Annotated in this window: 28 protein-coding genes and 1 tRNA gene; 3 read left to right on the forward strand and 26 right to left on the reverse strand. The window is 69.9% G+C overall.

Translation table 11 applies throughout. From position 1 onward, the window contains the following. Positions 1–20 precede the first annotated feature (20 nt). Positions 21–254 carry a zinc-binding dehydrogenase gene (locus NJ4_RS21110; protein WP_067440058.1) on the reverse strand — a complete coding sequence of 78 codons (234 nt, stop codon included), beginning with the start codon at positions 252–254 and terminating at the stop codon, positions 21–23. 119 nt (positions 255–373) lie between these two features. On the opposite strand from NJ4_RS21110, the gene NJ4_RS26440 reads away from it, so the two are divergent. Beyond that, positions 374–727: a hypothetical protein gene (locus NJ4_RS26440; protein WP_217996944.1), complete on the forward strand. Its 354-nt coding sequence runs from the start codon at positions 374–376 to the stop codon at positions 725–727. 34 nt (positions 728–761) lie between these two features. Here the strand turns inward: NJ4_RS26440 and NJ4_RS21120 are convergent. Beyond that, positions 762–835: transfer RNA gene (locus NJ4_RS21120), tRNA-Pro, on the reverse strand. Between the two features lie 222 nt (positions 836–1,057). On the opposite strand from NJ4_RS21120, the gene NJ4_RS21125 reads away from it, so the two are divergent. Then, a complete protein-coding gene (locus NJ4_RS21125; RefSeq protein ID WP_067440064.1) occupies positions 1,058–1,930 on the forward strand; it encodes a hypothetical protein in 873 nt (290 codons plus the stop codon). 13 nt (positions 1,931–1,943) lie between these two features. On the opposite strand, the gene der is transcribed toward NJ4_RS21125, so the two are convergent. From der to NJ4_RS21240, 23 genes are all read right to left on the reverse strand, one after another. Beyond that, on the reverse strand, positions 1,944–3,317 hold the full coding sequence (gene der, locus NJ4_RS21130) for a ribosome biogenesis GTPase Der (protein WP_067440067.1): 1,374 nt from the start codon (positions 3,315–3,317) through the stop codon (positions 1,944–1,946). Then, positions 3,317–4,066: a lysophospholipid acyltransferase family protein gene (locus NJ4_RS21135; protein WP_067440070.1), complete on the reverse strand. Its 750-nt coding sequence runs from the start codon at positions 4,064–4,066 to the stop codon at positions 3,317–3,319. Before NJ4_RS21135 ends, der begins: the two co-directional genes overlap by 1 nt. Further along, entirely contained in the window at positions 4,066–4,734 is a 669-nt protein-coding gene (gene cmk / locus NJ4_RS21140) for a (d)CMP kinase (RefSeq protein ID WP_067440072.1), read from the reverse strand. The genes NJ4_RS21135 and cmk overlap by 1 nt, the downstream gene beginning before the upstream one ends. A 68-nt stretch (positions 4,735–4,802) precedes the next feature. Further along, positions 4,803–5,867 (reverse strand): prephenate dehydrogenase, encoded by a 1,065-nt coding sequence (locus NJ4_RS21145; protein WP_067440127.1) that lies wholly within the window; start codon positions 5,865–5,867, stop codon positions 4,803–4,805. Next, positions 5,860–6,261, reverse strand: a complete 402-nt coding sequence (gene aroH, locus NJ4_RS21150) for a chorismate mutase (RefSeq protein WP_067440075.1) — start codon at positions 6,259–6,261, stop codon at positions 5,860–5,862. Before aroH ends, NJ4_RS21145 begins: the two co-directional genes overlap by 8 nt. A gap of 74 nt (positions 6,262–6,335) precedes the next feature. Further along, positions 6,336–6,731, reverse strand: coding sequence for a VOC family protein (locus NJ4_RS21155; protein ID WP_067440078.1), 396 nt, complete (start codon positions 6,729–6,731; stop codon positions 6,336–6,338). 27 nt (positions 6,732–6,758) lie between these two features. Further along, the gene (locus NJ4_RS21160; RefSeq protein WP_245644654.1) at positions 6,759–7,580 is read right to left on the reverse strand and encodes a helix-turn-helix domain-containing protein; all 822 of its coding nucleotides are present in this window, start codon (positions 7,578–7,580) and stop codon (positions 6,759–6,761) included. 35 nt (positions 7,581–7,615) lie between these two features. Next, entirely contained in the window at positions 7,616–8,383 is a 768-nt protein-coding gene (locus NJ4_RS21165) for a pseudouridine synthase (RefSeq protein ID WP_067440081.1), read from the reverse strand. Beyond that, positions 8,380–9,234: an SMC-Scp complex subunit ScpB gene (gene scpB / locus NJ4_RS25315; protein WP_082748987.1), complete on the reverse strand. Its 855-nt coding sequence runs from the start codon at positions 9,232–9,234 to the stop codon at positions 8,380–8,382. Before scpB ends, NJ4_RS21165 begins: the two co-directional genes overlap by 4 nt. After that, positions 9,231–10,109, reverse strand: a complete 879-nt coding sequence (locus NJ4_RS21175; protein ID WP_082748988.1) for a segregation and condensation protein A — start codon at positions 10,107–10,109, stop codon at positions 9,231–9,233. The genes scpB and NJ4_RS21175 overlap by 4 nt, the downstream gene beginning before the upstream one ends. After that, a complete protein-coding gene (locus tag NJ4_RS21180) occupies positions 10,106–10,471 on the reverse strand; it encodes a hypothetical protein (protein ID WP_067440084.1) in 366 nt (121 codons plus the stop codon). Before NJ4_RS21180 ends, NJ4_RS21175 begins: the two co-directional genes overlap by 4 nt. Beyond that, on the reverse strand, positions 10,440–11,444 hold the full coding sequence (locus NJ4_RS21185) for a ParA family protein (RefSeq protein ID WP_067440136.1): 1,005 nt from the start codon (positions 11,442–11,444) through the stop codon (positions 10,440–10,442). The genes NJ4_RS21180 and NJ4_RS21185 overlap by 32 nt, the downstream gene beginning before the upstream one ends. A gap of 284 nt (positions 11,445–11,728) precedes the next feature. Continuing rightward, a complete protein-coding gene (locus tag NJ4_RS21190; protein ID WP_067440087.1) occupies positions 11,729–14,311 on the reverse strand; it encodes a DEAD/DEAH box helicase in 2,583 nt (860 codons plus the stop codon). 28 nt (positions 14,312–14,339) lie between these two features. After that, positions 14,340–15,284: a site-specific tyrosine recombinase XerD gene (gene xerD, locus NJ4_RS21195; protein ID WP_082748990.1), complete on the reverse strand. Its 945-nt coding sequence runs from the start codon at positions 15,282–15,284 to the stop codon at positions 14,340–14,342. Continuing rightward, the gene (locus tag NJ4_RS21200) at positions 15,281–15,862 is read right to left on the reverse strand and encodes an NUDIX domain-containing protein (protein ID WP_067440092.1); all 582 of its coding nucleotides are present in this window, start codon (positions 15,860–15,862) and stop codon (positions 15,281–15,283) included. Before NJ4_RS21200 ends, xerD begins: the two co-directional genes overlap by 4 nt. A gap of 23 nt (positions 15,863–15,885) precedes the next feature. After that, positions 15,886–17,568, reverse strand: a complete 1,683-nt coding sequence (locus NJ4_RS21205) for a CTP synthase (RefSeq protein ID WP_067440097.1) — start codon at positions 17,566–17,568, stop codon at positions 15,886–15,888. 86 nt (positions 17,569–17,654) lie between these two features. Next, a complete protein-coding gene (locus NJ4_RS21210; RefSeq protein ID WP_067440099.1) occupies positions 17,655–18,560 on the reverse strand; it encodes a copper transporter in 906 nt (301 codons plus the stop codon). Beyond that, complete coding sequence (gene steA / locus NJ4_RS21215) at positions 18,557–19,759, reverse strand: putative cytokinetic ring protein SteA (RefSeq protein WP_067440102.1); 1,203 nt, start codon at positions 19,757–19,759, stop codon at positions 18,557–18,559. Before steA ends, NJ4_RS21210 begins: the two co-directional genes overlap by 4 nt. A gap of 112 nt (positions 19,760–19,871) precedes the next feature. Then, complete coding sequence (recN, locus tag NJ4_RS21220; protein ID WP_067440105.1) at positions 19,872–21,623, reverse strand: DNA repair protein RecN; 1,752 nt, start codon at positions 21,621–21,623, stop codon at positions 19,872–19,874. Continuing rightward, positions 21,620–22,564 carry an NAD kinase gene (locus tag NJ4_RS21225; protein WP_217996946.1) on the reverse strand — a complete coding sequence of 315 codons (945 nt, stop codon included), beginning with the start codon at positions 22,562–22,564 and terminating at the stop codon, positions 21,620–21,622. Before NJ4_RS21225 ends, recN begins: the two co-directional genes overlap by 4 nt. 2 nt (positions 22,565–22,566) lie before the next feature. Further along, positions 22,567–23,406 carry a TlyA family RNA methyltransferase gene (locus tag NJ4_RS21230; protein ID WP_067440111.1) on the reverse strand — a complete coding sequence of 280 codons (840 nt, stop codon included), beginning with the start codon at positions 23,404–23,406 and terminating at the stop codon, positions 22,567–22,569. 4 nt (positions 23,407–23,410) lie between these two features. Further along, positions 23,411–23,851, reverse strand: a complete 441-nt coding sequence (locus NJ4_RS21235) for a hypothetical protein (RefSeq protein WP_157551271.1) — start codon at positions 23,849–23,851, stop codon at positions 23,411–23,413. 4 nt (positions 23,852–23,855) lie between these two features. Further along, complete coding sequence (locus tag NJ4_RS21240) at positions 23,856–24,875, reverse strand: HAD-IIA family hydrolase (protein ID WP_245644655.1); 1,020 nt, start codon at positions 24,873–24,875, stop codon at positions 23,856–23,858. A 65-nt stretch (positions 24,876–24,940) separates the two neighbouring features. On the opposite strand from NJ4_RS21240, the gene NJ4_RS21245 reads away from it, so the two are divergent. After that, a complete protein-coding gene (locus NJ4_RS21245) occupies positions 24,941–26,026 on the forward strand; it encodes a DUF1015 family protein (protein ID WP_067440117.1) in 1,086 nt (361 codons plus the stop codon). On the opposite strand, the gene NJ4_RS21250 is transcribed toward NJ4_RS21245, so the two are convergent. Next, a complete protein-coding gene (locus NJ4_RS21250) occupies positions 26,001–26,318 on the reverse strand; it encodes a single-stranded DNA-binding protein (protein ID WP_245644656.1) in 318 nt (105 codons plus the stop codon). The genes NJ4_RS21245 and NJ4_RS21250 overlap by 26 nt on opposite strands. Between the last annotated feature and the right edge of the window lie 128 nt (positions 26,319–26,446).

The raw sequence follows: 26,446 nt of genomic DNA on the forward strand, positions 1-26,446 counted from the left end.
TATCTGATCGAGTCACCAGCTCAAGGCCCGGGGACGATCTTCCCGCGCAGATGACCACCCTCGCTGCGCCGGTGTGCCTCGGCCCCCTCGGAGAGCGGGAAGCGCGAGTCGATGTCCACCGAGTAGGACGCCAGCACAGAGCTGGCAGAAACCGGAAGGGGCACCTGCCGGAAGCCCATAACGAAGTCGGACCCTTCCAAACGCACCGTCGCGCTGCCGCCGTTCGCGGTCGACGTGCTGATGAGACGTCGCATCGAGCAACAACCCTCATCACTACAACGCGGTATTCGCCACACGCAACGGCACCTGGCACCACGTCGGCAACATCGAGCGGCGGTGGCGCACCATCAGAGCAGACACCAACTTCGAGTGGGTGGCGCCGCACACCTTCCGCAAGACCGTCACAACCTTGATCGACCGCCTGGTCGACTCGGACACCGCGGCCTGCATCATCGGCCACTCCTCAGACGCGATCACCAAAGAGTTCTACATCGAGAACGACCCAAACACTCCGGAAGTGACGCACATCCTTCAGTCCTTCGCCTGCAAGGCCACGACGCCCACGTCGAACGACCGACGTCATCGCACCGTTTCGAGCCCTACGCGGCATCCGCTGGCCCGGATGTCGCCGCCCAACCGGTGCCAAAGTGGGTCACCAGCGCGAAGGTTTTTGGTTCACAAAGCGGGGCATAAGCCGGAATGGCTCAAAATATCAGTTTGCCCCTGACCTGCGTTTCCGCAGGTCAGGGGCTACTTTTCGGTCGGGCTGACAGGATTTGAACCTGCGACCCCTTGACCCCCAGTCAAGTGCGCTACCAAGCTGCGCTACAGCCCGATGCTCCCCAGACCATGTCCGGTGGAGCGAGTGGAACCCTACCGCAGCCGGGCGGGGAACACGGAATCAGGGTCCGCGCCTGAACAGGGCAGTTGCATTGACACTTTGAATCTGCAACTGCTAAGCCAATTCCTAGCCATTGGACTTTCGCTTGCAGCACGGGAGGGTCTCGAGCGCCAGGCCCAGTGGTGTCAACCATTCACCTCGGGAAGGACCCTCCTCATGCGCTCGATCAGACGCTCCACCCTGCGCCGACGTACGTCGTACGCCGTGGCCGCCGTCGCACTCGCGATGACCACGACGCTGTCCGGTGCACCCGCTGCCCAGGCTGACGACGGCGACCTCCATCCGGACCCGTTCGCGTACTGCCCGGTCGGTGTCGTCACGAACCCCGGCACCGGAGCGACCACGGCCACGTGCATCGCCTCCGTGGGACGCGGTGGCACCTTCAAGCTCGGCTCCACCGTCGTGACCCTGACCGAGGGCGTCAACGTCCAGGGCGGCCTGGGCATCACCCCGACCGGGTCCGCTTTCGTGCTCGCCAACGACGGCATGACCCTCTCCGGGCCCGACCAGGACGTCCCGGGCGGCGTGCTCGGTGTCGCTCAGCTCGAGGGTCTGCTGCCCGGGGTCACCGACATCAAGGCAATCGTGCACCTGGCCGGCACCCCCACGTTCAAGCTCGGCGCCAACCTCGAGATGGGGCTACCGGTCTACGTCGAGCTCAAGAACAACCTGCTCGGCAAGACCTGCACGATCGGTACGCCGGACGCGCCGTTCACGCTCCACCTGACCAGCGGCACCACGACTCCCCCGCAGGGCGTCGCGCCGATCACCGGCGCCAACGGCACCGTCACCGCTCCGGACCTGGGCGTGACCGTGCTCGAGCTCAAGGGTCAACGACTCGTCGACAACACCTTCGCGGTCCCGGGTGCCACCGGCTGCGGCCCACTCGGGCTGCTCAACGGGTTGGTCAACGCCAAGTCCGGGTTGCCGGCGGCGCCCGGAGTCAGTGAGGCTCAGCTTGACGGCAACGCGTTCATCGTCGGCGCCGCCCAGGTCGACCAGGTGACGGGCTACCTGCCCGGCATGTGAGGCGGTGAGACGATCAGCGCTTGCGCTTCTCGCGAGGTCGCACGGACAGCTCGATCGGCGTACCGACGAAGCCGAACTCCTCACGCAGGCGACGCTCGATGTAGCGCTCGTAGCCGGCGTCCAGCTTGCCGCTGGTGAAGAGGATGAACGTGGGCGGCGCGGTCTGCGCCTGCGTGCCGAAGAGGATCTTGGGCTGCTTGCCGCCGCGCACCGGGTGCGGGTGCTCGGCGACCAGGCGACCGAGGAACGTGTTGAGCTGGCCGGTGGTGACCCGGGTCTCCCAGCCCTCCAGCGCGCGCTCCAGGGCCGGCACGAGCCGGTCGATGTGCCAGCCGGTGCGCGCGGTGATGTTGATCCGCGGCGCCCACTGCACCTGCACCAGCTCACGGTCGATCTCGCGGTCGAGGTAGTAGCGACGCTCCTCATCGACGAGGTCCCACTTGTTGAACGCGATCACCAGGGCACGCCCGGTCTCGCGGACGGTCTGGATGATGCGGATGTCCTGCTCGGACAGGCTCTGCGACCCGTCGACCACCAGGACGGCGACCTCGGCCCGCTCGATCGCGGAGGCGGTGCGCAGGGACGCGTAGTACTCGTGGCCCGACGCTTCCTTGACCCGCTTGCGGATGCCGGCGGTGTCGATGAAGCGCCAGTCCTTGCCGCCCAGGCTGATCAGCTCGTCGACCGGGTCGACTGTGGTGCCGGCGACGTTGTCGACGACCACCCTGTCCTCGCCGGCGAGCTTGTTGAGCAGGGAGGACTTGCCGACGTTGGGCTTGCCGACCAGTGCGATGCGGCGCGGGCCGCCGACCTCGCCGTACGACTCCTCGGGAGTCTCGGGCAGGGCCTCGAGCACCGCGTCGAGCAGGTCGCCCGAACCGCGCCCGTGGATCGCCGAGACCGGGTAGGGCTCGCCCAGCCCGAGGTTCCAGAGGCCGAACGCCTCGGCCTCGGTGCGCTGGTCGTCCACCTTGTTGGCGGCCAGCACGACCGGCTTCTTCGACTTGCGCAGGATCTTCACCACGGCCTCGTCGGAGTCGGTGATGCCGACCGTCGCGTCGACCACGAAGAGCACGGCGTCGGCCAGCGAGACCGCGATCTCGGCCTGTCCCGCGATTCGCTCGGCCAGCCCCTTGGCGTCGGGATCCCAGCCGCCGGTGTCGACGACCGTGAACGCGCGACCGTTCCAGGAGGCGTCGTAGGAGACCCGGTCGCGGGTGACACCCGGACGGTCCTCGACGACGGCCTCACGACGGCCGATGATGCGGTTGACCAGGGTGGACTTGCCGACGTTGGGGCGCCCGACCACGGCGAGCACCGGCACCGGTCCCAGCATTTCAGGATCGGTCTCCGGGACGATGCCGCCCGGCGCGTCGTACTCGCTCATCATGCTCCTTGTTCGACCACACCGGTGTGCGGGTCGTCGTCGATGTTCTGCTGCCCCACGGGCAGGGGCCCGGGGAGTTGCCGGCCGGTGAGGGCCAGCGCTTCGTCAAGCCGGGCGATCATGTGCTCCCGCAACAACAACGCCGAGTGCCTCACTTGTTCCCGGGTGCGTGGCCACGGCGTCTGCTCGAACCGGTACGGCTGGCCGTACACGATGTCGACCGTGCTGCGCCGGGGCGGCAGGGCGTTGCTGCCGGCGCCGGGTTCGCGGGTGCCGATCATGCTCACCGGCACGATCGGCGCACCCGAGACCAGCCCGAGGTACGCCGCCCCGGCGTGGAAGCGGCGGAAGTCGCCGGGTCCGCGGGTGCCTTCGGGGAAGACGCCCGCGGCACGCCCGTCGCGCAGCACGGCCAGGCACGCCTTCATCGCCGACGGGTCGGCGGCGAAGCGGTTCAACGGGATCTGGCCCGCACCGCGGAGGAAGCCACCGAGCTTGCCCTCGAACATCTCGACCTTGGTCAGGGCGTGCACCGGCCGCGGGCCGAAGATGGCCAGCAGCGGACCGTCGACGACACCCACGTGGTTGCTCGCGACGATCACCGGCCCGGAGGCGGGCACCAGGTCCGCGTTGTGCACCCGCACGTGGAAGCGGCGACGGATCAGGAAGCGAGCGAGGGGCCGCAGGCCGTGCAGCATGAGGGTCCGGGGCAGCTCCACCCCGTCGGTGTCGGGAAGTGGGCGTGCCATCACTCCCCTTCCCGGGCGGTGCTCACCAGAGCGACCACCTGATTGATCACCTCTTCGAGCGTGTACGGCGTGGTGTCGATGTGGTGCGCACCGTCTGCCATCACCAGCGGCGCGGTCTTCCGGCCGGAGTCGATCTTGTCGCGGGCCAGCAACGACTGCTCGGTGGCCGCCACGTCGGAGCCACCCTCCTCAGCCGCACGACGCATCGCCCGGGCAGCGGGGTCCGCGGTGAGATAGAGCTTCACCTCGGCCTGGGGCCACACCACGGATCCGATGTCGCGGCCCTCGACGACGATGCCGCCGTCGCCGATCACCTCGCGCTGGAGCTCCAGCAGCCGGGCCCGCACCTCGGGGACCGCACTGACCGGGCTGACCGCGCCGGTGACGGCGTCACCGCGGATGCCCACGGCCACGTCGGTGCCGTCGACGGTGATGGTCGGTGCGAGCGGGTTCGTGCCCGACTCGATGCGCGGTGCGGAGGCGTGGTCGGCCACCGCCTGGGCATCGTGGACGTCGACACCGTTCTCGAGCATCCACCAGGTCATCGCCCGGAACATCGCCCCGGTGTCGAGGTAGCGCAGGTTCAACCGGGCCGCCGCGCCACGAGAGGTGCTCGACTTGCCCGACCCGGAGGGACCGTCGATCGCGACGACGACGTTGCTGCTCACGGGCTTCCTGCCTCCTGCTGGTCAAATACGGCCGGAGAGCAGCCTACCGTTCACAGGCGCCACGAGGGCTATCGGTGAACGTCCCAGCCGCGTTCGCCAAGGGCCCCCGCCAGGTGGTCCGAGCGCTCGACGGCAACGACGAGCTCGACCAGCCCGACAGGACGCCCCGGGTCGTGGTCGATGTGGATGTCCTCGATGTTCACGCCGATCTCGCCGGCGTCTGCGAACAGCCGCGCCAGCTCGCCCGGGTGGTCGGGCACGGCGACGTACAGGCTGGAGGTGGGTCGTGGTGGGCCGCCGTGCTTGCCCGGAATCGCCCGGGTGCCGGCCACACCTTCGGACAGCAGCTCGCCCAGGGCAACCCGCTCCCCTGACTCGATGGCATCACGGAAGGCACCCAGACGCCCCTGGACCTCCTCGATGAGGGCCAGGACAGCGGTCGAGTTGGCGCTGATGATCTGTTGCCACAGCCGCGGGTCACTGGCCGCGATCCGGGTGACGTCACGCACACCCTGGCCCGACATGGCCAGGTGGCCCTCGGGCGCGTGGGCCAGTCGCCCGGCGACCAGCGAGGCCATCAGGTGGGGCAGGTGGGAGGTGCGAGCGACCGCCGCGTCGTGCTCCTCCGGGGTGAGCACGAGCGGCACTCCCCCACAGGTCTCGACCAGCGCCCGGACCACGGCCACGGCGTTGTCGTCGGCCTGGTCGTGCACGGCGATCGCCCAGGGCCGACCCTGGAACAGGGTGGCCGTGGCGGCCAAGGGTCCGGAGCGCTCACTGCCCGCCATCGGGTGGCTGCCGACGTAGCGGCGTACGTCGTCGGGCGCCGCGGCCCGCACTTCGGCGAGGGGTTGGGACTTGATGCTGCCGACGTCAGTCACCACCGCGTCCGTGTCGGCCAGTGCCTGGGCCACGAGCTCACCCAGGTGGTCGGGCGGGACGGCCACGACGACCAGTTGGACCGGCTCACCCCGGTGCACGACACCGGCGCCCAGGCCGCTGGCGGTGCGCAGATGCTCCGATGCCGTGTCGGCCAGGAACACCTCGAGCCCCGCCGCACGACAGGCCAGCGCCACCGAGGTGCCCAGCAGCCCGGCGCCGATCACCAGGACCGGCCCGTGCAGCTCAGGCATCCGCACCGGACTGGTCGTCGGGCACCTCGCGCACCCGGGTCAGGTCGCGCCGCAGGTTGGCCGCGCCGTGCAGGTAGACGTGGGTGATGTCGGCACGCGGCAGGTCTGTCTCGATGTGGGCCATCATCCGCACCACCCGAGGCATGGAGTTGCCGATCTCGAGTTCGCGAGCGCAGATCAGCGGCACCGCACCGAAACCGAGGCGCCGTGCCGCGTAGGCGGGAAACTCGGACTTCAGGTCGTCGGTCGCGGTGAAGATCACCGAGATGAAGTCGTCGATCTCGAGCCCGTTGGACTCCATGACGTCCTGGACCATCTCGGCCACCCGCTCGAGCATGTGCTCGCGGACGTCCTCCTCGAGCTGCGTGGCTCCACGCACGGCTCGTACTGCCACGATGACGTCCTCTCTGGTCTGGGTCCTTGCCCGCACAGGCTAGGCCATGGTGGTCGAGACGACGCGCCGTGTCCTCAGTGCGGCTGGTAGTTCCCGAAGGACCACTGGTTGCCCTCGGGGTCGCCCACCGTGCCACCGCGGCCGCCGTAGTCCTGGTCGACCATGGGTCGTACGACGCTCGCGCCGGCGGCGACCGCCGCGTCGAACACGGCATCGGGATCGTCGGTGACGAGGTAGCAGGCCGCGGTGCCGGGTCCGGAGGAGCCCACGGCGTCGTCACGCACCGAGCCGAACATGATCCCGCCGCCATCGGCCAGCACCCACTCGGCGTGGACCACCGTCGTCGGGTCCTTCTCGTCGCGGTAGGTCGCGTGCTCGGTGAAGCCGATGGAGCCGAGCCACCTCATCATCGCCTCGGGGTCGCGCACGGTCAGGGTCTGCCAGTGCTTGATGTCTGCCGCTGTGGTCATCGCTGTCTCCTCGGTTCTTGTGGAGTCTCAGGTTCCCAACTGGTCCACCACGGCGTCTTGGACGAATGGGAACTCCTCACGGGCCCACGTCGTCGGCGTGCACCCGGCCAGTGCGTTCCACTCACGGGTGAGGTGCGACTGGTCTGCGTAGCCACACCCGGCAGCAAGATCAGCGAGGGACCCGTCGCCCGCGGCCAGCCTGTCGGCCCACCGCTGCCGGCTGGTCGCGAACCGTGCGATCCGCTGGAACGTCTTCGGCGTCACACCGCACTCGGCCCTGAACATGGTGGTCAGGTGTCGCCTCGAGCAGCCGGTCTCCTCGGCCACGTCGTGCACCGCGATCCCACGGGTCAGCCGGGCCAGCGCGTGCCCGACCTCGGCGCGGGGCGCAGGCGCTTCGGTGGCGACCAGTGCCTCGACCAGGCTGCGTTCGACCAGACGGACCCGGTCACGTGCGTCCGCCAGTCCGTTCACCTGCTCAGGGAGCCGGCGCAGGACGAGCGGCAGGTCGGAGCCGAGCTCGTCGAGCCCGGTCAGCGCACGCGCCACCTCGCCGAGGGGCACACCCAGCAGGGCCCGCGCACCCAGAGGGGTGAGCGCGAGCTGGACTCCCGCCTGGCGACGGCCGTGGTGGATGTGGGCCGGACGGTCGTGCAGGCCGGACACCGACGACCAGCCACTGGTCCGTGACCCGGGCTCCCCCGCCCATGACACCTCCAGGGGCTCGTCGACGGGCAGCACGAAGGTCAGCGTCGGTGACGGGAGCCCGCGATGGATGCCGGGTTCCGGCGTGGTCACGTCGTACGCCGCGAGCGAGGCGACGTAGGGCGCGAGCACGGAGGCAGGCATGTCCAGTACGGTACGCCGACCTGCTCGACGCCGCCTCAGAGCTTGGCCGCGTCGAGCAGCTCTCCGAGCTCGTCGTGGGTCAGTTCGCGCATCTTGCCGAGTTTGAGCGTGCCCAACAGGACCGGACCGATGGCGGTGCGGGTGAGGTTGCGCACGGGGTGACCGAGGTGGTCGAGCAGACGACGGACGATGCGGTTGCGGCCCTCGTGGATCACCAGTTCGACAATCGTGCGTCCCTTCGCTCCGCCCTGCCCCCGACCGTGGCTCATCACACGAGCACGGGAGACCTCGACCGGGCCGTCCTCGAGAGTGACTCCGGCGAGCAGCTTCGCGATCGTGTCCTTGGTCGCCTCGCCCTCGACCTCGGCCACATAGGTCTTCTGCAGCTCGTAGGACGGGTGTGCCACCCGTTGGGCGAAGTCGCCGTCGTTGGTGAGCAGGATCAGGCCCGAGGTGTCGGTGTCGAGCCGTCCGACGTGGAAGAGCCGCTCGGGGCGATCGGCCACGAAGTCGCTCAGGGTGGGACGGCCCTCGGGGTCGGACATCGTCGAGACGATGCCGCGAGGCTTGTTCAGCACCAGATAGACGTGGGGGCTGATCGGCGGGAGTCGCTTGCCGTCGACGTGGATCACCGCGGTGCGTGGGTCGATCTTGGTGCCCAGCCGGGTGACGATCTCGCCGTCGACCTCGACCAGGCCCGCGAGCATGACTTCCTCGCACTTGCGTCGCGAGGCCACGCCCGACTGGGCCAGATGCTTCTGCAGCCGGACCAGACCGTCGTCCTCGGTCTCGCCGGCGCTCATGTGGATTCCGTCTCGTCGAGCTCGGCCGCGGCATCGACGGGCGCATCGACGTCGTCTGCGGCGTCGGCGGGCACCTCGGCGTCGTCTGCGGCGTCGACGGGCACCTCGGCGTCGTCTGCGGCGTCGACGGGCACCTCGGCGGCCACGGGATCGGTGGGCACCTCGGCGGCCACGGCTGCGACCGCCTCGTCGCTGCCACCGGCAAGCGCGGCCAGGTCGTCCTCCATGTCGGCCATGTCCGGCAGGAACGGGGCGAGCTCGGGCAGGTCGGTGATGTCGGTGACCCCGATGCGTTCGAGGAAGTAGGTGGTGGTGCGGTAGAGGTTCGCGCCGGTCTCTCCGTCCTGACCGGCCTCCTCGACCAGCCCTCGGGTGAGCAGGGTGCGCATCACGCCGTCCACGTTGACGCCACGGATCGCCGAGACCCGGGCCCGGGACACCGGCTGCTTGTAGGCCACCACGGCGAGCGTCTCGAGCGCGGCCTGGGTCAGGCGCGCCTGCTGTCCTTCGAGCACGAATGCCTCGACCACGGCCGCGTGCTCGTCCCGGGTGTAGTAGCGCCAGCCTCCGGCGACGTTGCGCAGCTCGAACCCGCGACCCTGCTCGACGTACTCGCGGGCAAGGTCGTCGAGTGCGGCGGTCACGTCCCCGACCGGGTGGCCGACAGCGGAGGCCAGGGTGACCTGGTCGAGCGGCTGGTCGGCGACCATCAGGATCGCCTCGAGGGACGGGCGCAGCTCGGCGACAACGACATCGAGCGTCTCGACGTCCGCCTGGGCATCCTCGGCCCGGGCATCCTCGGCCGGGGCATCCTCGGCCTCGCTCACCGGGGTCCCGGTCTCGTCTGTCATGCGTCGTCCTCGTTCTGCTCGGGTGCGTCGGGCGCGGCGTCGTCGACCGGCGGTGCACCGTCGAACTCGTCGTTGATCTCGATCTCGTCGTCCTCGTTGCCGGTCCAGCGGATCGTCAGCTCACCCAACGGGGTCACCTGGTCGAAGGCGACCGCGCCCTCGCGGAAGAGCTCGAGCAGGGACAGGAACCGGGCCACGGTGGTCAGGGTGTCGGGCGAGTCACCGCACAAGGAGCGGAAGGTGATCGTGCCGGTACGCCGCAGTCGCTCGACGACCAGGGCGGCCTGCTCCTTGACCGACACCTTGGCGGCGTGGATGTGCTGCAGCGAGACCTCCAGCACCGGCTTGGGTGCCAGGGCCTTCGCCGCGAGCTGGGCGAACTGGTCGAGGCCGATGCCGATCAGCACCTCGGGCAACAGGGTCGCGAACCGCTCCTCGAGGCCGACGGAGCGCGGGAAACGGCGGGACTCCCCCGCGAGACGCTGCTCCAGCACGCCGGCCACCTGCTTGAACGCCTTGTACTGCATGAGCCGGGCGAAGAGCAGGTCACGAGCCTCCAGCAGGGCAAGGTCCTCCTCGTCCTCGACATCGCCCTGGGGCAGCAGCCGCGCGGCCTTCAGGTCGAGGAGCGTCGAGGCGACCAGCAGGAACGAGGTGGTCTGCTCTAGATCCCAGATCGGACCACCGGCCTTGACGTAGGCGATGAACTCGTCGGTGACCGCCGACAGCGCCACCTCGGTGATGTCGAGCTTGTGCTTGGCGATCAGGTTGAGAAGCAGGTCGAAGGGGCCTTCGAAGTTGGTCAGGTGGACCGCGAAGGCGGCGGTGACCCCGCCTTCCTCTGGTGCCACGGCCACGGCGTCCGCCTCGCTCACGACTCCCTCAAGCGGGTGACCAGCATCGAGTCGTCGCCGTTCTCCTCCAGGTCGGCCAGCGCGATCGCGATCGCCGACCGGACCAGGCGACCCCGGTCGACGGCCATCCCCTGAGTGCGTCGCAGCAGCAGGCGCGCATGCTCGATGTCGAGCAGCTCATCGGAGGTGACGTAGACCGTCATCTTCTCGTCGTGGCGGATCCGGCCACTCGGCTTGCGCACCGGCGGCGTGGCCGACTCCGGTGCGTCCGGCACGGCCGTGGGGCCGGTGCCGCGTGCGGTGTCCCGGGTGTCCTCGCTGGCGGCGGTCGTGGTGGGCCGGAACAGGTCGTCAGCCGCGGGCAGGCTCACCCGTCGAGACACGCGCCAGCACCTCCTTGGCCAACTGGCGGTAGGAGTCGGCGCCGGCCGACGACGAGGCGTACGTCGTGATCGGCTCACCGGCCACCGTCGAGTCGGAGAACTTGATCGTGCGGCGGATCACCGTGTGGAACACCGTGTCGCCCCAGGCGTGCACGAGTCGCTCCATCACCTCGCGGCTGTGCAGCGTGCGGCCGTCGAACATGGTGCCGAGCACACCGTCGATCTCGAGCTTGGGGTTGAGCCGCTCCTGGACCTTGTCGATCGTGGTCTTGAGCAGGGCCACACCTCGCAGCGCGAAGTACTCGCACTCCAGCGGAACGATCACCCCGTCGGAGGCGGTCAACGCGTTGACGGTCAACAGTCCGAGCGAGGGCTGGCAGTCGATCAGGATGACGTCGTACTTCTCGATGGCGGGCGCCAGCACACGCTGCAGGGTCTGCTCGCGGGCCACCTCGTGCACCAGCTGCACCTCGGCGGCCGAGAGGTCGATGTTGGAGGGCAGCAGGTCCATGCCGGGGACGCCGGTCGGCACGACGACCTCGTCGTAGGTGACGTCTCGCTCCATGAGCAGGTTGTAGATGGAGAGCTCCATCTCGTGCGGGTTCAGACCGAGCCCGACCGAGAGCGAGCCCTGCGGGTCGAAGTCGACCAGCAGCACCTTGCGGCCGAGCTCGGCCAGCGCGGCACCCAGGTTGATCGTGGTCGTGGTCTTGCCGACCCCACCCTTCTGGTTGCACATCGAGATCACCCGGGCGCCACCGTGGGCGGTCACCGGGCCCGGCTCGGGCAGGTGCGGCATCGGTCGGCCGGTCGGGCCCAGCTTCGCCGGCTCGTCGATCAGGGCATCGGCCGGTGCCCGGGTCTCCTCGGGCTCGGGTGCGGTCTGCCGGGGCTGGAACGGAATGGGGTCGCTCACGCGGTGGTCATCTCCGGGGGAAGTCGGTGCGACGGGAGGTCGGAGCAGGGGCGGCATCTGCGGCGCGCCGCTGCCCGCCTGACCGGGAAGGCCGGAGAAACTGCCGGAGAAATTTCCGTCGCCGCTCATGTACCGCTCCTCCAACTCCAGTGCAATGTCGACTCGGCGACTTGTGCCCGAGCCTGCGGCGACTCTAGAGCCCCTGCTCCGACCCGAACAAGGCGGGAGGCCAGATCCCCGTGTTCATGGGGAAATCTGTGCACAAGGTGTGCAGAACTGTGCGCTCAGTTGCACAGATCAAGTGTTGCCTGTGCAGAACCCTGTGGAGGAATCCGGGCAGGTCACAGCCGGCGCATCGCGGTCGACGTGACGATCGCCTGACCCAGGTCGTCGGACGCGTCCAGGTCGACGCTGGCCTCGATCACCCAGTCGTGGTGTCCCTCGGGGTCGTCGATGACCTGACGCGCCTCCCAGGTGCGACCCAGTTCCGGATCGGTGCCCGGCGTGATCTGCAGCAGGTCGGGACCGCGGGCGTCGCCGGCGGTGCCGATGGAGTCGTGCTCGTCGAAATAGGCCTCGAGCGCCTCGTCCCACTGGCTGCGCGACATCCCGATCTCACGCGGCGGGTCGAAGAGATCGGCCGTGGCGCGTTCGCCGCGCATCAGGCCGTCGAGGTCGTCACGGGCACACAGCTCGACCCGGCGGAACATCGCGTTGCGGATCATCACCCGGAAGGGCCGTTCCTGCATCGACAGCGGCCGTGGCGGGGGCGGAGGCTCGCCCGACGCTGCCGCCCCGATCCGGTCGGGGTCGGTGAGTGCCTCCCACTCGTCGAGCAGCGAGGAGTCCGTCTGGCGGATGGTCTCCCCCAGCCACTCGACCAGCTCCTCGAGCTCGGGGGTGCGGTGGGCGTCGGGGATGGTGTGCCGCAGGGTGCGGTAGGCGTCGGTGAGATACCGCAGCACCAGCCCCTCGGACCGGGCCAGCTGATAGCGGCCGACGAAGTCGGTGAAGCTCATCCCCTGCTCATACATCTCACGCACGATCGACTTCGGGGCCAGTCCGTCCTCGGGCAGCCAGGGGTGGCTCTGCCGATACATCTCGTACGTCGCCCCGAGCAGCTCGGCCAACGGTTGGGGCCAGGTCACCTCGTCGAGCAGGGCCATGCGTTCGTCGTACTCGATGCCGTCGGCCTTCATCTCGGCCACCGCCTCGCCTCGCGCCGCGTGCTGCTGGGCGAAGAGGATCTGTCTCGGCCCCTCGAGCACGGCCTCGACCACCGACACCTGGTTGAGCAGGTGATCGGAGTCCTCGGGGTCGAGCACGTCGAGCGCAGCCAGCGCGAAGTGGGCCAGTGGCTGGTTGAGCGCGAAGTCCTCCGGCAGGTCCGTGGTGAGCACGAACCGCCGGCCCAGGGTGTCGACCTCGGTCAGCCGGGTCAGCACTCCCGACTGCACCAGCGAACGCGCCAGACGCAGCGCCCGACGGATCAGCCGGGGCCGGTTGCGTGGGTCCTCGTGGTTGTCTCGGAGCAGGTCGCGCATGACCGCGAACGCGTCGGTCTCGCGGGCCACCACGTTGAGCAGCATCGAGTTGTCGACCCGCATCCGCGAGACCAGCGCCTCAGGGTTGCCCTCGACCAGTCGGCCGAAGGTCTCCTCGGTCCACACGACCGTGCCCTCGGGTGGCTTGCGCAGCTGCGCCTTGCTCTTCTTCTTGGCGTTCGCGGCATTCTTGGCGGCGGCCTTCGCCTTGGCCTTCTCGTTCTCGATCACGTGCTCGGGCGCCTGCACGACGACGTACCCGGCGGTGTCGAAGCCGGCCCGGCCCGCGCGACCGGCGATCTGCTGGAACTCGCGGATGCGCAGGGTGCGCTGGCGGGTGCCGTCGAACTTGGCGAGCCCGGTGAAGAGCACGGTGCGGATCGGCACGTTGATGCCCACGCCGAGGGTGTCGGTGCCGCAGATCACCTTGAGCAGGCCGTCCTGGGCGAGCTGCTCGACCAGGCGACGGTATTTCGGGAGCATGCCGGCGTGGTGCACCCCGATGCCGCTGCGGACCAGCTTCGAGAGCGTGCGCCCGAAGCCGGCGCCGAACTTGAACGCTCCGATTCGGTCGGCGATCGCGTCGCGCTCCTCGCGGGTGACGATCTTCGACCCGAACGACCCCGGCGAGAGCAGCTGGTTGGCGTGCTCGACGGCGTCCTTCTGGGTGAAGTGCACGACGTACGCCGGCACCTGCTTGGTGGTGACGAGCTCCTCGACGGTCTCGGCGAGCGGCGTCATCGCCCAGGTGAAGGTCAGGGGTACCGGTCGTTCGGCGTCGTCGACGATCACGGTCGGTCGCGTCGTGCGGCGGGTGAGATCCTCGACGAAAGGGCTGACGTCGCCGAGTGTGGCCGACATCAGCAGGAACTGCGCGTGCGGCAGGGTCAGCAGCGGCACCTGCCAGGCCCAGCCCCGGTCGGGCTCGGAGTAGAAGTGGAACTCGTCCATCACGACGAGTCCGACGTCAGCGTCAGCCCCTTCGCGCAGGGCGATGTTGGCCAGCACCTCGGCGGTGCAGGCGATGATCGGGGCATCGGCGTTCACCGATGCGTCGCCGGTGAGCATCCCGACGTTGTCGGCGCCGAAGATCTCGCACAGTGCGAAGAACTTCTCGCTGACCAGTGCCTTGATCGGTGCGGTGTAGAAGCTGACCTGGTCGCGGTTGAGTGCGGCGAAGTGGGCGCCCAGCGCGACCATGGACTTCCCGGACCCGGTGGGGGTGGCCAGGATGACGTTGTTGCCCGAGAGCAGCTCGATGACCGCCTCGTCCTGGTGCGGGTAGAGCGGCAGGCCACGCTCCTGCGCCCAGCCGGTGAAGGCGTCGTAGAGCGTGTCGGCGTCGTTGGCACCGGTCCACGTGCCGAGGTGGGTGGTCATCTGTTGGTTCCGATCGGTGCGCTGCCCATCAGCTTCGGGCGCGTGGGTGGGCGGTCGCGAAGACCTCGCGGAGGTTGTCGACGGTGACCAGGGTGTAGACCTGCGTGGTCGTCACCGACGCGTGACCGAGCAGCTCCTGCACGACGCGTACGTCGGCCCCACCGTCGAGGAGGTGGGTGGCGAACGAGTGACGCAGGGTGTGGGGCGAGACGTCGCGGGTCACGCCGGCCTTCTCGGCGGTGCGCACCAGGACGGCCCAGGCACTCTGCCGTGACAGCCGCCCCCCGCGGGCGTTGAGGAACAGGGCCGGCCCGCCGGCACCGTTGCCGACCAGCTCGCGCCGCCCGCCCTCGACGTACGCCGTGACCGCCTCGCGAGCGAAGGAGCCGACCGGGACGACGCGTTCCTTGCTGCCCTTGCCCCGCAGCCGAACGGTGCCGTCGACCAGGTCGATGTCGTCGACGTCGAGGCCGACCGCCTCGGAGATGCGGGCACCGGTGCCGTAGAGCACCTCCAGCAAGGCGCGGTCCCGCGCGGCCAGCGAGGTGCCCTCGGAGCCGGCGGCGTCGAGGATCGCCTCGACGTCGGAGAGCGGCAGGGCCTTGGGCAGCCGCTTGGCAGGGGTCGGTGGCTTGACCGCGGCGGCCGGGTCGAGCTCGGCCAGCCCGTCACGCACGGCGAACTTGTGGAAGCCGCGGACAGCGACGACGGTGCGCGCGGCCGACGTGGAGCCCAGCGGCTGGTGCTCGGCGTCGCCTTCGCGCAGCCGGACCAGGAACCCGGCCACGACGGCCTCGGTCACCTCGTCGAGCTCGGCGACGTCCTGCGCCGTGAGGTACTCCTGGTAGCGCCGCAGGTCGCGCCGGTAGGAGGTCAAGGTGTTCTTGGCCAGCCCACGCTCGACGGCGAGGTGGTCGAGATAGGTGCGGACGGCGCGGGTGATGCCACCGGTGGTCGGGGTGTCGGCGGTCAGTGCGATCGCCTCGCGTCGTGGGCGAAGACCGCCAGCGCCACCGGACCGTCGGCCACCCGTCCGTCGAGGATTGCGGCCCGCAGCTCGTCGAGGGGCACCCAGAGGGTCTCCATGTCGGCCTCCTCGGCCTCGAGCTCGAAGTCACCGCGGTCGCAGGGAGTCAGTCCCCGGGCCAGGTAGATGTGGTGCCGCTCGGCGGAGATGCCCGGTGAGGCCCACACGGAGAGCAGGTGGGTCCACTCGGCGGCCTCGAACTCCACCTCTTCCCGGAGCTCGCGCACGGCCACGTCGAGCGGGTCCTCACCCGGGTGGTCGCAGATGCCCGCCGGCAGCTCGACGAAACGTCGTTGTGCAGGGTGGCGGTACTGGCGCAGGCAGAGCACCCGGTCGTCGTCGTCGATGGCCAGCACCATCGCGGCACCGGGGTGCTCCAGCACCAGGCGACGGAAGGACGGGCCGTCGGGATCGCCGGGGTGCGCCACCTGGTCGGTGCGGAACGCGACCACCCAGTCGTCGCGGTGCAGGTCGGTCGAGGACGCCACCGGCCACGACTCGGCGGTGTCTCCAGTCAACGTCATGCTCGAAGGCTATCCCCCCGGGATCAGTCCTCGTCCTTGCGGCGCAGTTCCTCGTCGATCGGGAACCGCAGTTCCTTCTGACGCTCGATCGCGGCCCCGACCAGCCCGGCGAAGAGCGGGTGCGGCTTGGTGGGTCGCGACTTCAGCTCCGGGTGCGCCTGGGTGGAGACGTAGTAGGGGTGCACGTCCTTGGGCAGCTCGACGAACTCGACCAGGTTGTTGTCGGGTGAGGTGCCCGAGAACACCAGGCCGGCGGCCTCCAACTGGTCGCGATAGGCATTGTTCACCTCGTAACGGTGGCGGTGTCGCTCGTCGATCTCGGCCTCACCGTAGGCCTCACGGACGACACTGCCCTCCTTGAGGTGCGCCGGGTAGGTGCCCAGCCGCATGGTGCCGCCGAGGTCGCCGGCCCCTTCGACGAAGGACTTCTGCTCCTCCATCGTGGCGATCACCGGCTCAGGGGCCTCGGGGTCGAACTCGGTCGAGGCGGCCTTCTCGAGGCCGGCCACCGAGCGGGCGTACTCGATCACCATGCACTGCAGGCCCAGACAGAGCCCGAGGGTCGGGATGCCGTGGGTGCGGGCGTAGGTCAGGGCGCCCAGCTTGCCCTCGATCCCGCGGATGCCGAACCCGCCGGGCACGCAGATCGCGTCGACGTCGGCGAGGTGCTTGGCCGCGCCGGCGGGGGTGGCGCACTCGTCGGAGGCGATCCACTGGATCTTGACCTTCGCCTCGTGGGCGAAGCCACCGGCACGGAGGGCCTCACCGACGGAGAGGTAGGCGTCGGGCAGGTCGATGTACTTGCCGACCAGCCCGACGGTGACCTCTTCCGCGGGGTGGTGCACCCGGCGCAGCAGGTCGTCCCACACGGTCCACTCGACGTCACGGAACGGCAGGTTCAGCCGGCGTACGACGTACGCGTCGAGACCCTCGGAGTGGATCACCTTGGGGATGTCGTAGATGGACGGGGCGTCGGCGCAGTTGATGACTGCTTCCTTCTCCACGTCGCACATCAGGGAGATCTTGTCCTTGATCGACTGCGGCACCTCGCGGTCCGAGCGCAGCACGATCGCGTCGGGCTGGATGCCGATCGAGCGCAGCGCGGCCACGGAGTGCTGGGTCGGCTTGGTCTTCAGCTCGCCCGAGGGCCCGAGGTAGGGCACGAGCGAGACGTGCAGGAAGAAGCAGTTGTCGCGTCCGATGTCGTGGCGCACCTGACGGGCCGACTCGAGGAACGGGAGCGACTCGATGTCGCCGACCGTGCCGCCGATCTCGGTGATCACGACGTCGACGTCGTCACCCCCCATCGCGCGGATCCGGTCCTTGATCTCGTTCGTGATGTGCGGGATCACCTGGACGGTGTCGCCCAGGTAGTCACCGCGGCGCTCCTTGGCGATGACCGCCGAGTAGACCTGCCCGGTGGTCACGTTGGCGATCTGGTTCAGCTCGGTGTCGAGGAACCGCTCGTAGTGCCCGATGTCGAGGTCGGTCTCGGCGCCGTCGTCGGTGACGAAGACCTCCCCGTGCTGGAACGGGTTCATCGTGCCCGGGTCCACGTTGAGGTAGGGGTCGAGCTTCTGCATCGTGACGCGGAGTCCTCGTGACTTGAGCAGGTTGCCCAGGCTCGAGGCCGTGAGGCCCTTGCCGAGAGAGGAGGCGACGCCTCCGGTCACGAAGACGTGCTTGGTGTGCGCCGATGAGGCCAAGGAAACTCCCGCTGTCAGACTGGGTATGGAGAACTGGTGTCTGCTACGGGGTTCTAGGCTACCAACGGAAACGCCGGTTGGAGCAATCAGCCTCGCGGAACGGCCCCGTCATTTCCGTGGACGCCGTAGTGGCCGGGCCCACCGTCGCCCTCGGCGGCCAGTGCGAGCACGGTGGCCAGCTGGCCGGCGCGGGTCTGCACGGAGTCGACGGAGGAGGCCACCTCGGTGACCGCGGAGTCGTCGCGCAGGGCGCTCAGGGTGGTGGAGTCGGTCTCGCCCGCGACGACCACGCCGTTCGTGCCGTTGGTCAGTCCGGTGACCAGAGCGCCGAGCAGCTTGTCGAGGCCATCGCCGGTGAGCTCGTCGCCGAGCACGACCAGCACCAGGCTGCCGCGCTTGTCACCCCCGGTCGTGGTGGAGAGCAGGGAGGCGCTGTCCAGGCTGGAGAGGATGTTGCGGGCACCCTTGTCGACCGCGACCCCGGCGGGGGTGGTCGAGCCGACGGCACGGGCGATCAACTGGCCCATCCGGAGGTACGTCGCCGCGCCGTCCTGCACGCCCGAGTCCTCGGTGGTCTCTGCGAGCTGGGCGCCGAGGGTGTCGACCAGGGAACCTTCGTCGGCGTTGAGCAGGGTCTTGCCCAGGGCGTAGGAGCCGGAGACGGTGCCGCCGGCCCGGGTCACCTGGCCGGAGAGCGCCTCGACCAGCTTGGCGTCGGCCCCGGGCAGGGTCACGACGGCAACGGAGCGACCGTTCAGCGACCTGGCCACGCGGGAGGTGGCCAGGGTGGCGCCGAAGTTGTCCTGGAACCCGGCAACCAGCCGTGCCTCCTCGAGGTCTTCGGTGAGCCGTTCGTTGTCCTTCCTGACCTCGCTGGCGGAGTCGGAGCCCCGCCCGATCTCGGAGAGGGGCCCGCCGCCGAGCGCGACGCCGACGGCGAGCGCCAGCATCACGGCAACGAGGGAGACGACGTGGTAGCGGAACGAGATCACGGGAACAGTCCTTTGACGCGGTCGTACAGGTCGGTGAGGTGGGGGTGGAGGTCGTCGATCCATTGCTGACCGACGGGCGTCACCGCAAGGGCGGCCGCCACGGCCACCAGGCCGATCAGCAGGACCAGCCACAGGTGCCAGGTGCGGACGCGGCCGGCGTACAGGGCAGGCACGGCGCGCGCGTCGACCAGGGTGGCGCCGACCCGGAGCCGGGTCAGGAACGTGGAGGCCAGGCCGCCGCGCTGCCGGTCGAGGAAGTCGTCGAGACTGGCGTGCGCTCCGACGGCCACGATCAGTGAGGCATCGGAGAGGGCGGCCAGCATGAGCCCGGCATCCTCCGCGGTGGCACCGGTCTCGAAACGGAGCGGGCGGACGCCGAGCCGCTCCAGCGACTCCATGGGGGTGCGCCCGGCGCCACGGTCGACGAGGACGACGACGTCCTCGGCACCGCGCAGCGCCTTCGGCGAGATGTGGGTCCCTTCGGCGTCGGCACTGCTCGGTGCGCTCATCACGACCACGTCTGGCTTCAGCCCGACGGCCAGCAGTGCGTCGGCGCCGGCATCGACACCGACCAGCACGGGGCGCTGCTCGCGCAGGTAGCGGTTCAGTCCCTTGAGCTCCGCCTCGTGGTCCGGCCCGGGCACGACGACCACGACGGGTCGGCCCGACATCCGGGTGCCGAGACGCGGGGCGCCCTTGCCGTGCAGCAGCAGCTCCTGTTCGCGGCGGAGGAACTCGGAGCTGTTGTGGGTGAAGCTCTCCAACTGGCTGCTCATGCCGCTGCGGGCCTGGTCGAGCTCGGAGGCGAGTCGATCGGCGTCGAGCACCCGGCCCGTGGCCACCGACTCGTCTCCGGTGAACAGCGACCCTTCGTGAACGCGCAGGCTCCGGCCGTCCTTGACCGCACCCAAGGTGTCGGGGCCGACCGAGTCGATCAGCGCGATGCCGGCATCGACGAGGACCTTCGGACCCTGGTTGGGATAGCGACCCGAGATGAACGGCGAGGCGTTCACCACGGCCGCGACCTCGGCATCGACGAGACGCTGGGCCGTGGCCCGGTCCATGTCGAGGTGGTCGAGGACTGCGATGTCGCCAGGTTCGAGTCGGCTGATCAGGGTGCGGGTACGGCGGTCGACACGGGCGGTGCCGACGATGCCGGGCGGGGCGGCTTCACGGGGCTGGCGAGTAGGCATCTTCATGACCGATTCATGGTGGCACGCCACTCCGCCTGATTCGGGAGGCCACGCGGAGGGTGACTGGAAGCACCCCGGGCAGGTGACTGACCCGTCCTGCGACGCCTCGGCAGCCAGGTCAGGCGCGCGAGGCGCGGGCCGTCTCGAGCAGCTCCTGGGCGTGCGCCAGGGCGGTGTCGGACTCCTCCATGCCGGCCAGCATGCGGGAGAGCTCACGGACCCGGTCGGCCTCGGTGAGCACGGTCAGGCCCGAGGTGGTGACGGTGCCGTCGCTCGACTTGGCCACGACGACATGCCTGTCGGCGTACGCCGCGACCTGGGGCAGGTGAGTCACCACCAGCACCTGGGAGGTGCGGGCCAGGGTGGCCAGACGTCGGCCCACCTCGACCGCGGCCTTGCCACCGACGCCGGCGTCGACCTCGTCGAAGACGAACGTCGGAACCGGGCTGGTCTCGGCCAGCGCCACCTCGAGGGCGAGCATCACGCGCGAGAGCTCTCCACCCGAGGCTCCCTTGTGCAGGGCCCTGGCGTCGGCGCCCTTGTTGGCCGCGAGCAGGATCTCGACGTCATCGACCCCGGTGGCGGTGTAGCGCAGCCAGCGCTTGCCGACCTTCAAGGGAGCGCCGGCTCGTTCCTCGGACTCCGGCGCCTCCGCCGCCTGCTGGCGCACGTCGACCAGCACGCTCGCGTGCGGCATGGCCAACAGGGTGAGCTCGTCGGAGACCACGCGCGAGAGTCGACCGGCGGCATCGGTGCGTGCCTTCGACAGCGCCTCGGCGACCGTCCCCAGCTCGCCGCGGAGACGGGCACGCTCCCCACGCAGCTCGGCGATGCGGTCGTCGGTGCCGTCGAGGTCGAGCAGTTTGCGCGCTGCCTCCTCCGACCACGCCAGCACCTCAGCGACGGTGTCGCCGTACTTGCGGGTCAGCGCGGTCAGGCCGGCGCGACGCTCGGAGACCGTGGCCAGCCGGGCGGGGTCGATGTCGAGCCCACTCGCATAGGACGCGACGTCGGCGGCGACGTCGGAGAGCAGGTAGCCGACCTCCGCCAGTCGGTCGGCCAGCTCCGCGGCTGCCTTGTCGTGGTCGCGGACGCCGTCGAGAAGTCGACGCGCGGCGCCGGTCGCCCCGAGCGCGTCGGGGCCCCCCTGCTCGGCCGAGAGTGCTTCGCGCGCCTGCTCGGCGGCGGTACGCAGTGTGTCGGCAAACCCGAGGCGCTCTTCTTCGGCGGCGAGCGACTCGTCTTCGCCGGGTTGCGGTTCGACGGCGGCGATCTCGTCGAGCCCGAAACGCAACAGATCGGCCTCGCGGGCCCGCTCCCGGGCACTGGCGACCACCTCGGTGAGCTCGGACTCGACCGCGCCGAGCCGGGCATGCAGGTCGGCGTACTGGGCGGCCAGCTTGCGCACCTTCGCGCCGCCGAACAGATCGAGAGCGTGGCGCTGTGCGGCCGGCTTGAGCAGTCGGTGCTGGTCGGACTGACCGTGCACGGCCACGAGCCCGTCGGTGACCTCGGCCAGCTGCGAGGCGGGCACCGAAGCGCCTCCCACGAAGGCGCGGGACCGGCCCTCGCCCGCGATGTTGCGGGCCAGCACGACGCGGTCGTCCTCGACCTCACCGCCGAGTACGTCGACTGCGGTCACGAAGGACGGCAGCGAGGTGGCGACGACGACCCCCTCGACCCGCGCCGAGCGGGCACCCGAGCGCACTGCCCCAGGGTCAGCCCGACCGCCGAGGAGCAGGCCGAGTGCGGTGACCACCATGGTCTTTCCGGCACCGGTCTCACCGGTGATGACGGTCAGGCCGGGGCCGAGCTCGAGGGTCGAGGAGTCGATGACGCCGAGCGACTTGATCCTGATCTCCTCGATCATCCCTCGGCACCACCGTTGCGGCGACGTCGTTCGGAGGCACCGCGCCAGCCCTCGACGGAGAGCCCGAACTTGGCCACCAGCCGGTCGGTGAAGGGTGCCTGGTGCAGCCGGACCAGGTGCACCGGGGACGCGCCCCTGCGCACTTCGATGCGAGCCCCGGGCGGCAGGTCGACCGTGCGCCGACCGTCGCACCAGAGAACGCCTGCGCCCTCGGTGCGGGCCAGCACCTCGACGGCAAGCACCGAGGTGGGGGCGACGACCATCGGCCGCGCGAAGAGTGCGTGGGCGCTGATCGGCACCATCAGGAGAGCCTCGACCCCGGGCCACACCACGGGGCCTCCGGCACTGAAGTTGTAGGCCGTGGAGCCGGTCGGGGTCGCGCAGACGACACCGTCACAACCCCATCGCGACAGAGGGCGGCCGTCGATCTCGACGACGACCTCGAGCATCCGCTCGCGGGCAGCCTTCTCGACGCTGGCCTCGTTGAGGGCGAACGTGCTGGCGACGAGCTCCTTGTCCCGGTAGACCGACACGTCGATGGTGAGGCGTTCCTCGGCGGTGTAGTTGCGCTGGATGATCGCCTGGATCGTGGAGTCGACGTCGTCGTACTCGGCCTCGGCGAGGAAGCCGACATGGCCCAGGTTGACGCCGAGCAGGGGTGTCGACTGCCCGTGGGTGATCTCGGCGGCGCGCAGGATGGTTCCGTCGCCACCGATGACGACCGCGAGCTCGCAATCGAGGGCCGCGGCGGAATCCTCGTGGACGACCTCGATCTCGGGCTCGAAGGACGACGCCACGATGGCGAGGTCGTTGGCCTCGGCGTCGAGCAGTCGGACGATGATGCCGTGGTCGGTCAACGCCTTGCAGAAGGCGCGGGCCACCTCCCGGGCGTCGTCTCGTCCGGTGTGCGCCAGCAGCAGGACGCGGCGGGGCTCAGGCACAGTCACGGGTCAACCTTCTCACCCGGGACCCCCAGGCCACCGGAGCGCTCCACCTCGGCGGTGATCTCCTCGGCACCGATGGTCGCCACCCCCGCGCGCAGCCACAGGAAGAACTCGACATTTCCGGACGGGCCCGGCAACGGGCTCGTGGTGACCGCCCGCGCACCCCACCCTCGGCGGCCTGCGGCCGCAGCGACGCCTTCGACTGCTTCGGCACGCAGGGCCAGGTCGCGTACGACGCCGCCCTTGCCGACCCGGTTCTTGCCGACCTCGAACTGGGGCTTGACCATCAGCGCGAGGTCTCCGTCGGCACGGGTGACCGCGACCAGCGCGTCGAGGACGAGCTCGAGGGAGATGAAGGAGAGGTCGCCAACCACCAGGTCGACGGGGTCGCCGATGATGTCGAGGGAGAGGTCACGGATGTTGGTGCGGTCGTGCACCCGGACCCGTTCGTCCTGTTGGAGACGCCAGACGAGCTGGCCGTAGCCCACGTCGACGGCCAGCACCTCCGCGGCGTTGTTGCGCAGAAGGACATCGGTGAACCCACCGGTCGAAGCGCCCGCGTCGAGGCAGCGTCGGCCGGAGACGGTGAGCCCGAGCGGGGTGAAGGCCGCCAGCGCCCCGGCCAGCTTGTGACCGCCCCTGGATGCGTAGTCGGGACGGTCCGGGTCCTCGATCACGACAATCGCCACGTCGGTGGTCACCCCGGTCGCTGGCTTCGCGGCGAAGGCACCGTTGACCTTGACCCTCCGTGCTGCGATCAGCTCGCTGGCGTGCTCGCGCGAGCGGGCCAGCTGGCGTCGTACGAGCTCGGCGTCGAGCCGCAGTCGTCGTGGTGGCACGGCGTCAGGGCCGCGGCAGGCGCGGGCCGTCGAGGGCTCCGCGCAGCTGCTCGTGGGCCTGTTCGAAGACGGCGACGTGCTCGTCCACGGGCAGGTCGCCGAGACCGTCCAAGCTGGCCAGCACGCGGTCGACGGCTTGGTTGCCCGTCTGCTCGAGCGAGGGCGTTCTCGGCTGGTCGAGGGCGCCTGTCGACGACTGGTCCTGACTCTCGCCCGCGACGTCCTCATCCACCGCACGCCGATCCGCCCGGGAGACATCGGAACTGTCGGCGCTCTCGTCGACGGCGGTGTTGCCGGCGGCGGTGTTGCCGGCGGTCTCGTCGAGGGAGGCGTCCTTCGGCGTGCCGGCCGAGCCTCGGTCGTCGTCCTGCTCGACCTGGAGGGGCTCCACCAGTCTGTCGGGACGGCCCGGGGGCGGGCCCGGTGTGGGGAACTGAACGCTCATGACGTCACCGTACCTGTCGTCCTTCGGCCTCGGGAGCCGTGACACCCTCCACGTCGAGCGGATGGCCCTGCTCGTCCCGGTGCCGCCAGGCGGCGGTCACCGCGACCCGCCACCAGTCGTCGACGGCTCCGTGGCCCTCGACCGACAGACGGCCCTCCGCGGCGCGCGCCCGCCACTGGTTCAGCACCACCCACCCACCCTCGGACTCGGGCGCCGGGTGTGGGACGAACAGGCCACCGAGGTCGGACGAGAGGTACGTCGGCCGCAGCTCCGGTCCCGCGTCGGCGAGGTCGGCCAGCCCCGTGACACCGGTGAGCACCAGGAGGGAGTCCAGACCGGCACCGTTGGCACCCTCGATGTCGGTGTCGAGCCGGTCCCCCACCATCAAGGGACGCTCGCCACCGACCCGCCGCACGGTCTCGTCGAGCAGTGGACGTCGTGGCTTGCCGGCGACGATCGGCTCCACCCCCGAGAAGTCGGCAAGCATCTTCACCTGCACTCCGTGTCCTGGGCCGAGCCCGTATTCGGTGGGCACGGTGCCATCGGTGTTGGAGGCCACCCAGGGCACGCCGTTGCGGATCAGTACGGCGCCCTGCATCAGACGTCGCCACGGCAGTTCCGGGTCGTAGCCGGTGACCACGGCGACCGGGTTGTCATTGAGCCCCCGGACCGGGCGCAGTCCCTCCTCCACCAGGGACTCCTCGAGGCCGGCGCTGCCGAGCAGGAACACCGGCGCTCCGGGCTCGAGCATTCCGGCCAGCAGGTGCGCCGCCGCCTGTGCCGACGTGACCACGTCGCCCGGTGACGCGTCGATGCCCAGCTCGGTGAGGTGCTCGGCCACGCGGGCCGGCGGCCGGGAGGCGTTGTTGGTCACGAACGCCAGGTGCATGCCGGTCTCGCGGGCGCGGCGCAGGTGCTCGGGAGCACCGGGCACGGCGGATGCCCCGATGTAGACCACACCGTCCAGGTCCAGCATCGCCAGGTCGAAGCGGTCACTCAGCGGTTGAGCCGATTTCTTGAGCACGCGTGGTCCTCCTGGTTGATCGCCCGGCAGGCAGGGATTGGGAACCGCGCCCTACGATGAGTCGAATGGACACTCCGCAGGCGCCACGCCCCAGGTTCGACCTGCGTCCCTTCCGTGCCCTCCGGCTGGCCAACAGCTATGTGGGTGACCCGGCCTCGCACCGGATCTTTGCCAGACCCTACCGATCGGTCCCGGGTCGGCTTCGCGAGTGGCGGCGCCGCCGACACCTGACCGTCGACCCGGATCCCGCGATGTACGTGCACGAGTACACCTCCGCAGGCGTCACCATCCGGGGCCTGGTCGCCCTGGTGGACCTCCCGACCAGCGCTTCCCGGATCTTCGCCCACGAGGGCGTGCAGGAGGTGCAGGTCCAGCAGTTGGCCGACCGGATGCACGAGATGACCCTCAACCCGGCCCCCATCCTCCTGATGCATCGTGGCTCTCCCTCGGTGCGCGCCGTGCTCGACGAGACGACCTTGGGTGAACCGCAACTGGTCTACACCGACCCGAGTGACCAGCTCCAGCGCATCTGGCGGATCACCGAACCTGCCACGGTGGACCTGCTCCGGTCCGAGCTCGCCGAGACCCACGCGGTGATCGCCGACGGCCATCACCGCTACGCCGCCGCGCAGAGACTTCAGCGCAACGAGCCCGGCACCGGTTGGGACCAGACGCTGGTCATGCTCATCGACCAGGCCGACACCCCCCTCCAGCTGTGCGCGATCCACCGCACGATTCCCCGACTGTCACTGGCGACGATCGCGGAGATCGCGGCGGTCGACGGTGACCAGTTCCACACTCACCGGTCCAGCCATCAGGCCCTGGCCAAGCTCGAGCACGCACTGGTGCTGCACGACGGACAGGACTGGGCGACGCTGGCCCCGGGAACGGTGCCCCCCATGCTGATCACCTGGCTGCACGAGACCCTGATCCCTCACTGGGACGTCGATGTCACCAGGCTGGTCTTCCACCACTCAGCGAGTGAGGCGATCGCTCGGGCCGGCCAGGGGGTCAGCGTGTTGCTGCCGGCACCGACCTTCGACCAGGTGGACCACTCGGCTCTGTCGGGTCATCTGCTCCCCCAGAAGGCCACCTCCTTCCAACCGAAGCCACATCTCGGCGTCCTCATGCGGGATCTGAACGACGAATGAGGCGGCCGGAGGTCGCCTCCACCTCCAAGCGGGAGACGGGCGTGCCGGCCACCCGGAAGAAGCGACGACGGAGCACACCCTCCACCTCGACGATGTCGCCGACGGTCCACGTGCGCACCGACCGTCGCAGTCGTCCCGACCAGACCGAGCAGTCGATCCAGTCCACCCCGGGGCGCGCTCCCTCGGGCCGCGGCACCACCACGCGCAGGCTCCACACGGCGTCACCGCTGGGCAGCACCTTCTCCTCCGGCGGCTTCGAGAGCCGCCCTTCCAACACGACCTGACTGGTCATGGCCATCACCTCCGTGACCAGACTCGGTCAGAGCTCCGACACCGCCAGCCCACGAAGCGACATCCTGTGGACAACCCGGACGCCCATGAGCCTGTTCATGAAAACGGGCTCCGGCGACTGGATGTCCG

Origin of the sequence: Nocardioides jensenii JCM 1364 = NBRC 14755, from assembly GCF_001552535.1 — a bacterium.
Classification (GTDB): Bacteria; Actinomycetota; Actinomycetes; order Propionibacteriales; family Nocardioidaceae; genus Nocardioides; species Nocardioides jensenii.

Bases quoted from the DNA above. Each gene is read 5' to 3' on its own strand.
- NJ4_RS21185 (WP_067440136.1), bottom strand. From the start codon at position 11,444: ATGCCGCCCCTGCTCCGACCTCCCGTCGCACCGACTTCCCCCGGAGAT.
- steA (WP_067440102.1), bottom strand. From the start codon at position 19,759: ATGAAGATGCCTACTCGCCAGCCCCGTGAAGCCGCCCCGCCCGGCATC.
- NJ4_RS21110 (WP_067440058.1), bottom strand. From the start codon at position 254: ATGCGACGTCTCATCAGCACGTCGACCGCGAACGGCGGCAGCGCGACG.
- NJ4_RS21250 (WP_245644656.1), bottom strand. From the start codon at position 26,318: ATGACCAGTCAGGTCGTGTTGGAAGGGCGGCTCTCGAAGCCGCCGGAG.
- der (WP_067440067.1), bottom strand. From the start codon at position 3,317: ATGAGCGAGTACGACGCGCCGGGCGGCATCGTCCCGGAGACCGATCCT.
- NJ4_RS21145 (WP_067440127.1), bottom strand. From the start codon at position 5,867: ATGCCTGAGCTGCACGGGCCGGTCCTGGTGATCGGCGCCGGGCTGCTG.
- NJ4_RS21160 (WP_245644654.1), bottom strand. From the start codon at position 7,580: ATGCCTGCCTCCGTGCTCGCGCCCTACGTCGCCTCGCTCGCGGCGTAC.
- NJ4_RS21165 (WP_067440081.1), bottom strand. From the start codon at position 8,383: ATGAGCGCCGGCGAGACCGAGGACGACGGTCTGGTCCGGCTGCAGAAG.
- recN (WP_067440105.1), bottom strand. From the start codon at position 21,623: ATGATCGAGGAGATCAGGATCAAGTCGCTCGGCGTCATCGACTCCTCG.
- NJ4_RS21200 (WP_067440092.1), bottom strand. From the start codon at position 15,862: ATGACGTTGACTGGAGACACCGCCGAGTCGTGGCCGGTGGCGTCCTCG.
- NJ4_RS21125 (WP_067440064.1), top strand. From the start codon at position 1,058: ATGCGCTCGATCAGACGCTCCACCCTGCGCCGACGTACGTCGTACGCC.
- NJ4_RS21245 (WP_067440117.1), top strand. From the start codon at position 24,941: ATGGACACTCCGCAGGCGCCACGCCCCAGGTTCGACCTGCGTCCCTTC.
- NJ4_RS21235 (WP_157551271.1), bottom strand. From the start codon at position 23,851: ATGAGCGTTCAGTTCCCCACACCGGGCCCGCCCCCGGGCCGTCCCGAC.
- NJ4_RS21155 (WP_067440078.1), bottom strand. From the start codon at position 6,731: ATGACCACAGCGGCAGACATCAAGCACTGGCAGACCCTGACCGTGCGC.
- NJ4_RS21190 (WP_067440087.1), bottom strand. From the start codon at position 14,311: ATGACCACCCACCTCGGCACGTGGACCGGTGCCAACGACGCCGACACG.
- NJ4_RS21135 (WP_067440070.1), bottom strand. From the start codon at position 4,066: ATGGCACGCCCACTTCCCGACACCGACGGGGTGGAGCTGCCCCGGACC.
- scpB (WP_082748987.1), bottom strand. From the start codon at position 9,234: ATGACAGACGAGACCGGGACCCCGGTGAGCGAGGCCGAGGATGCCCCG.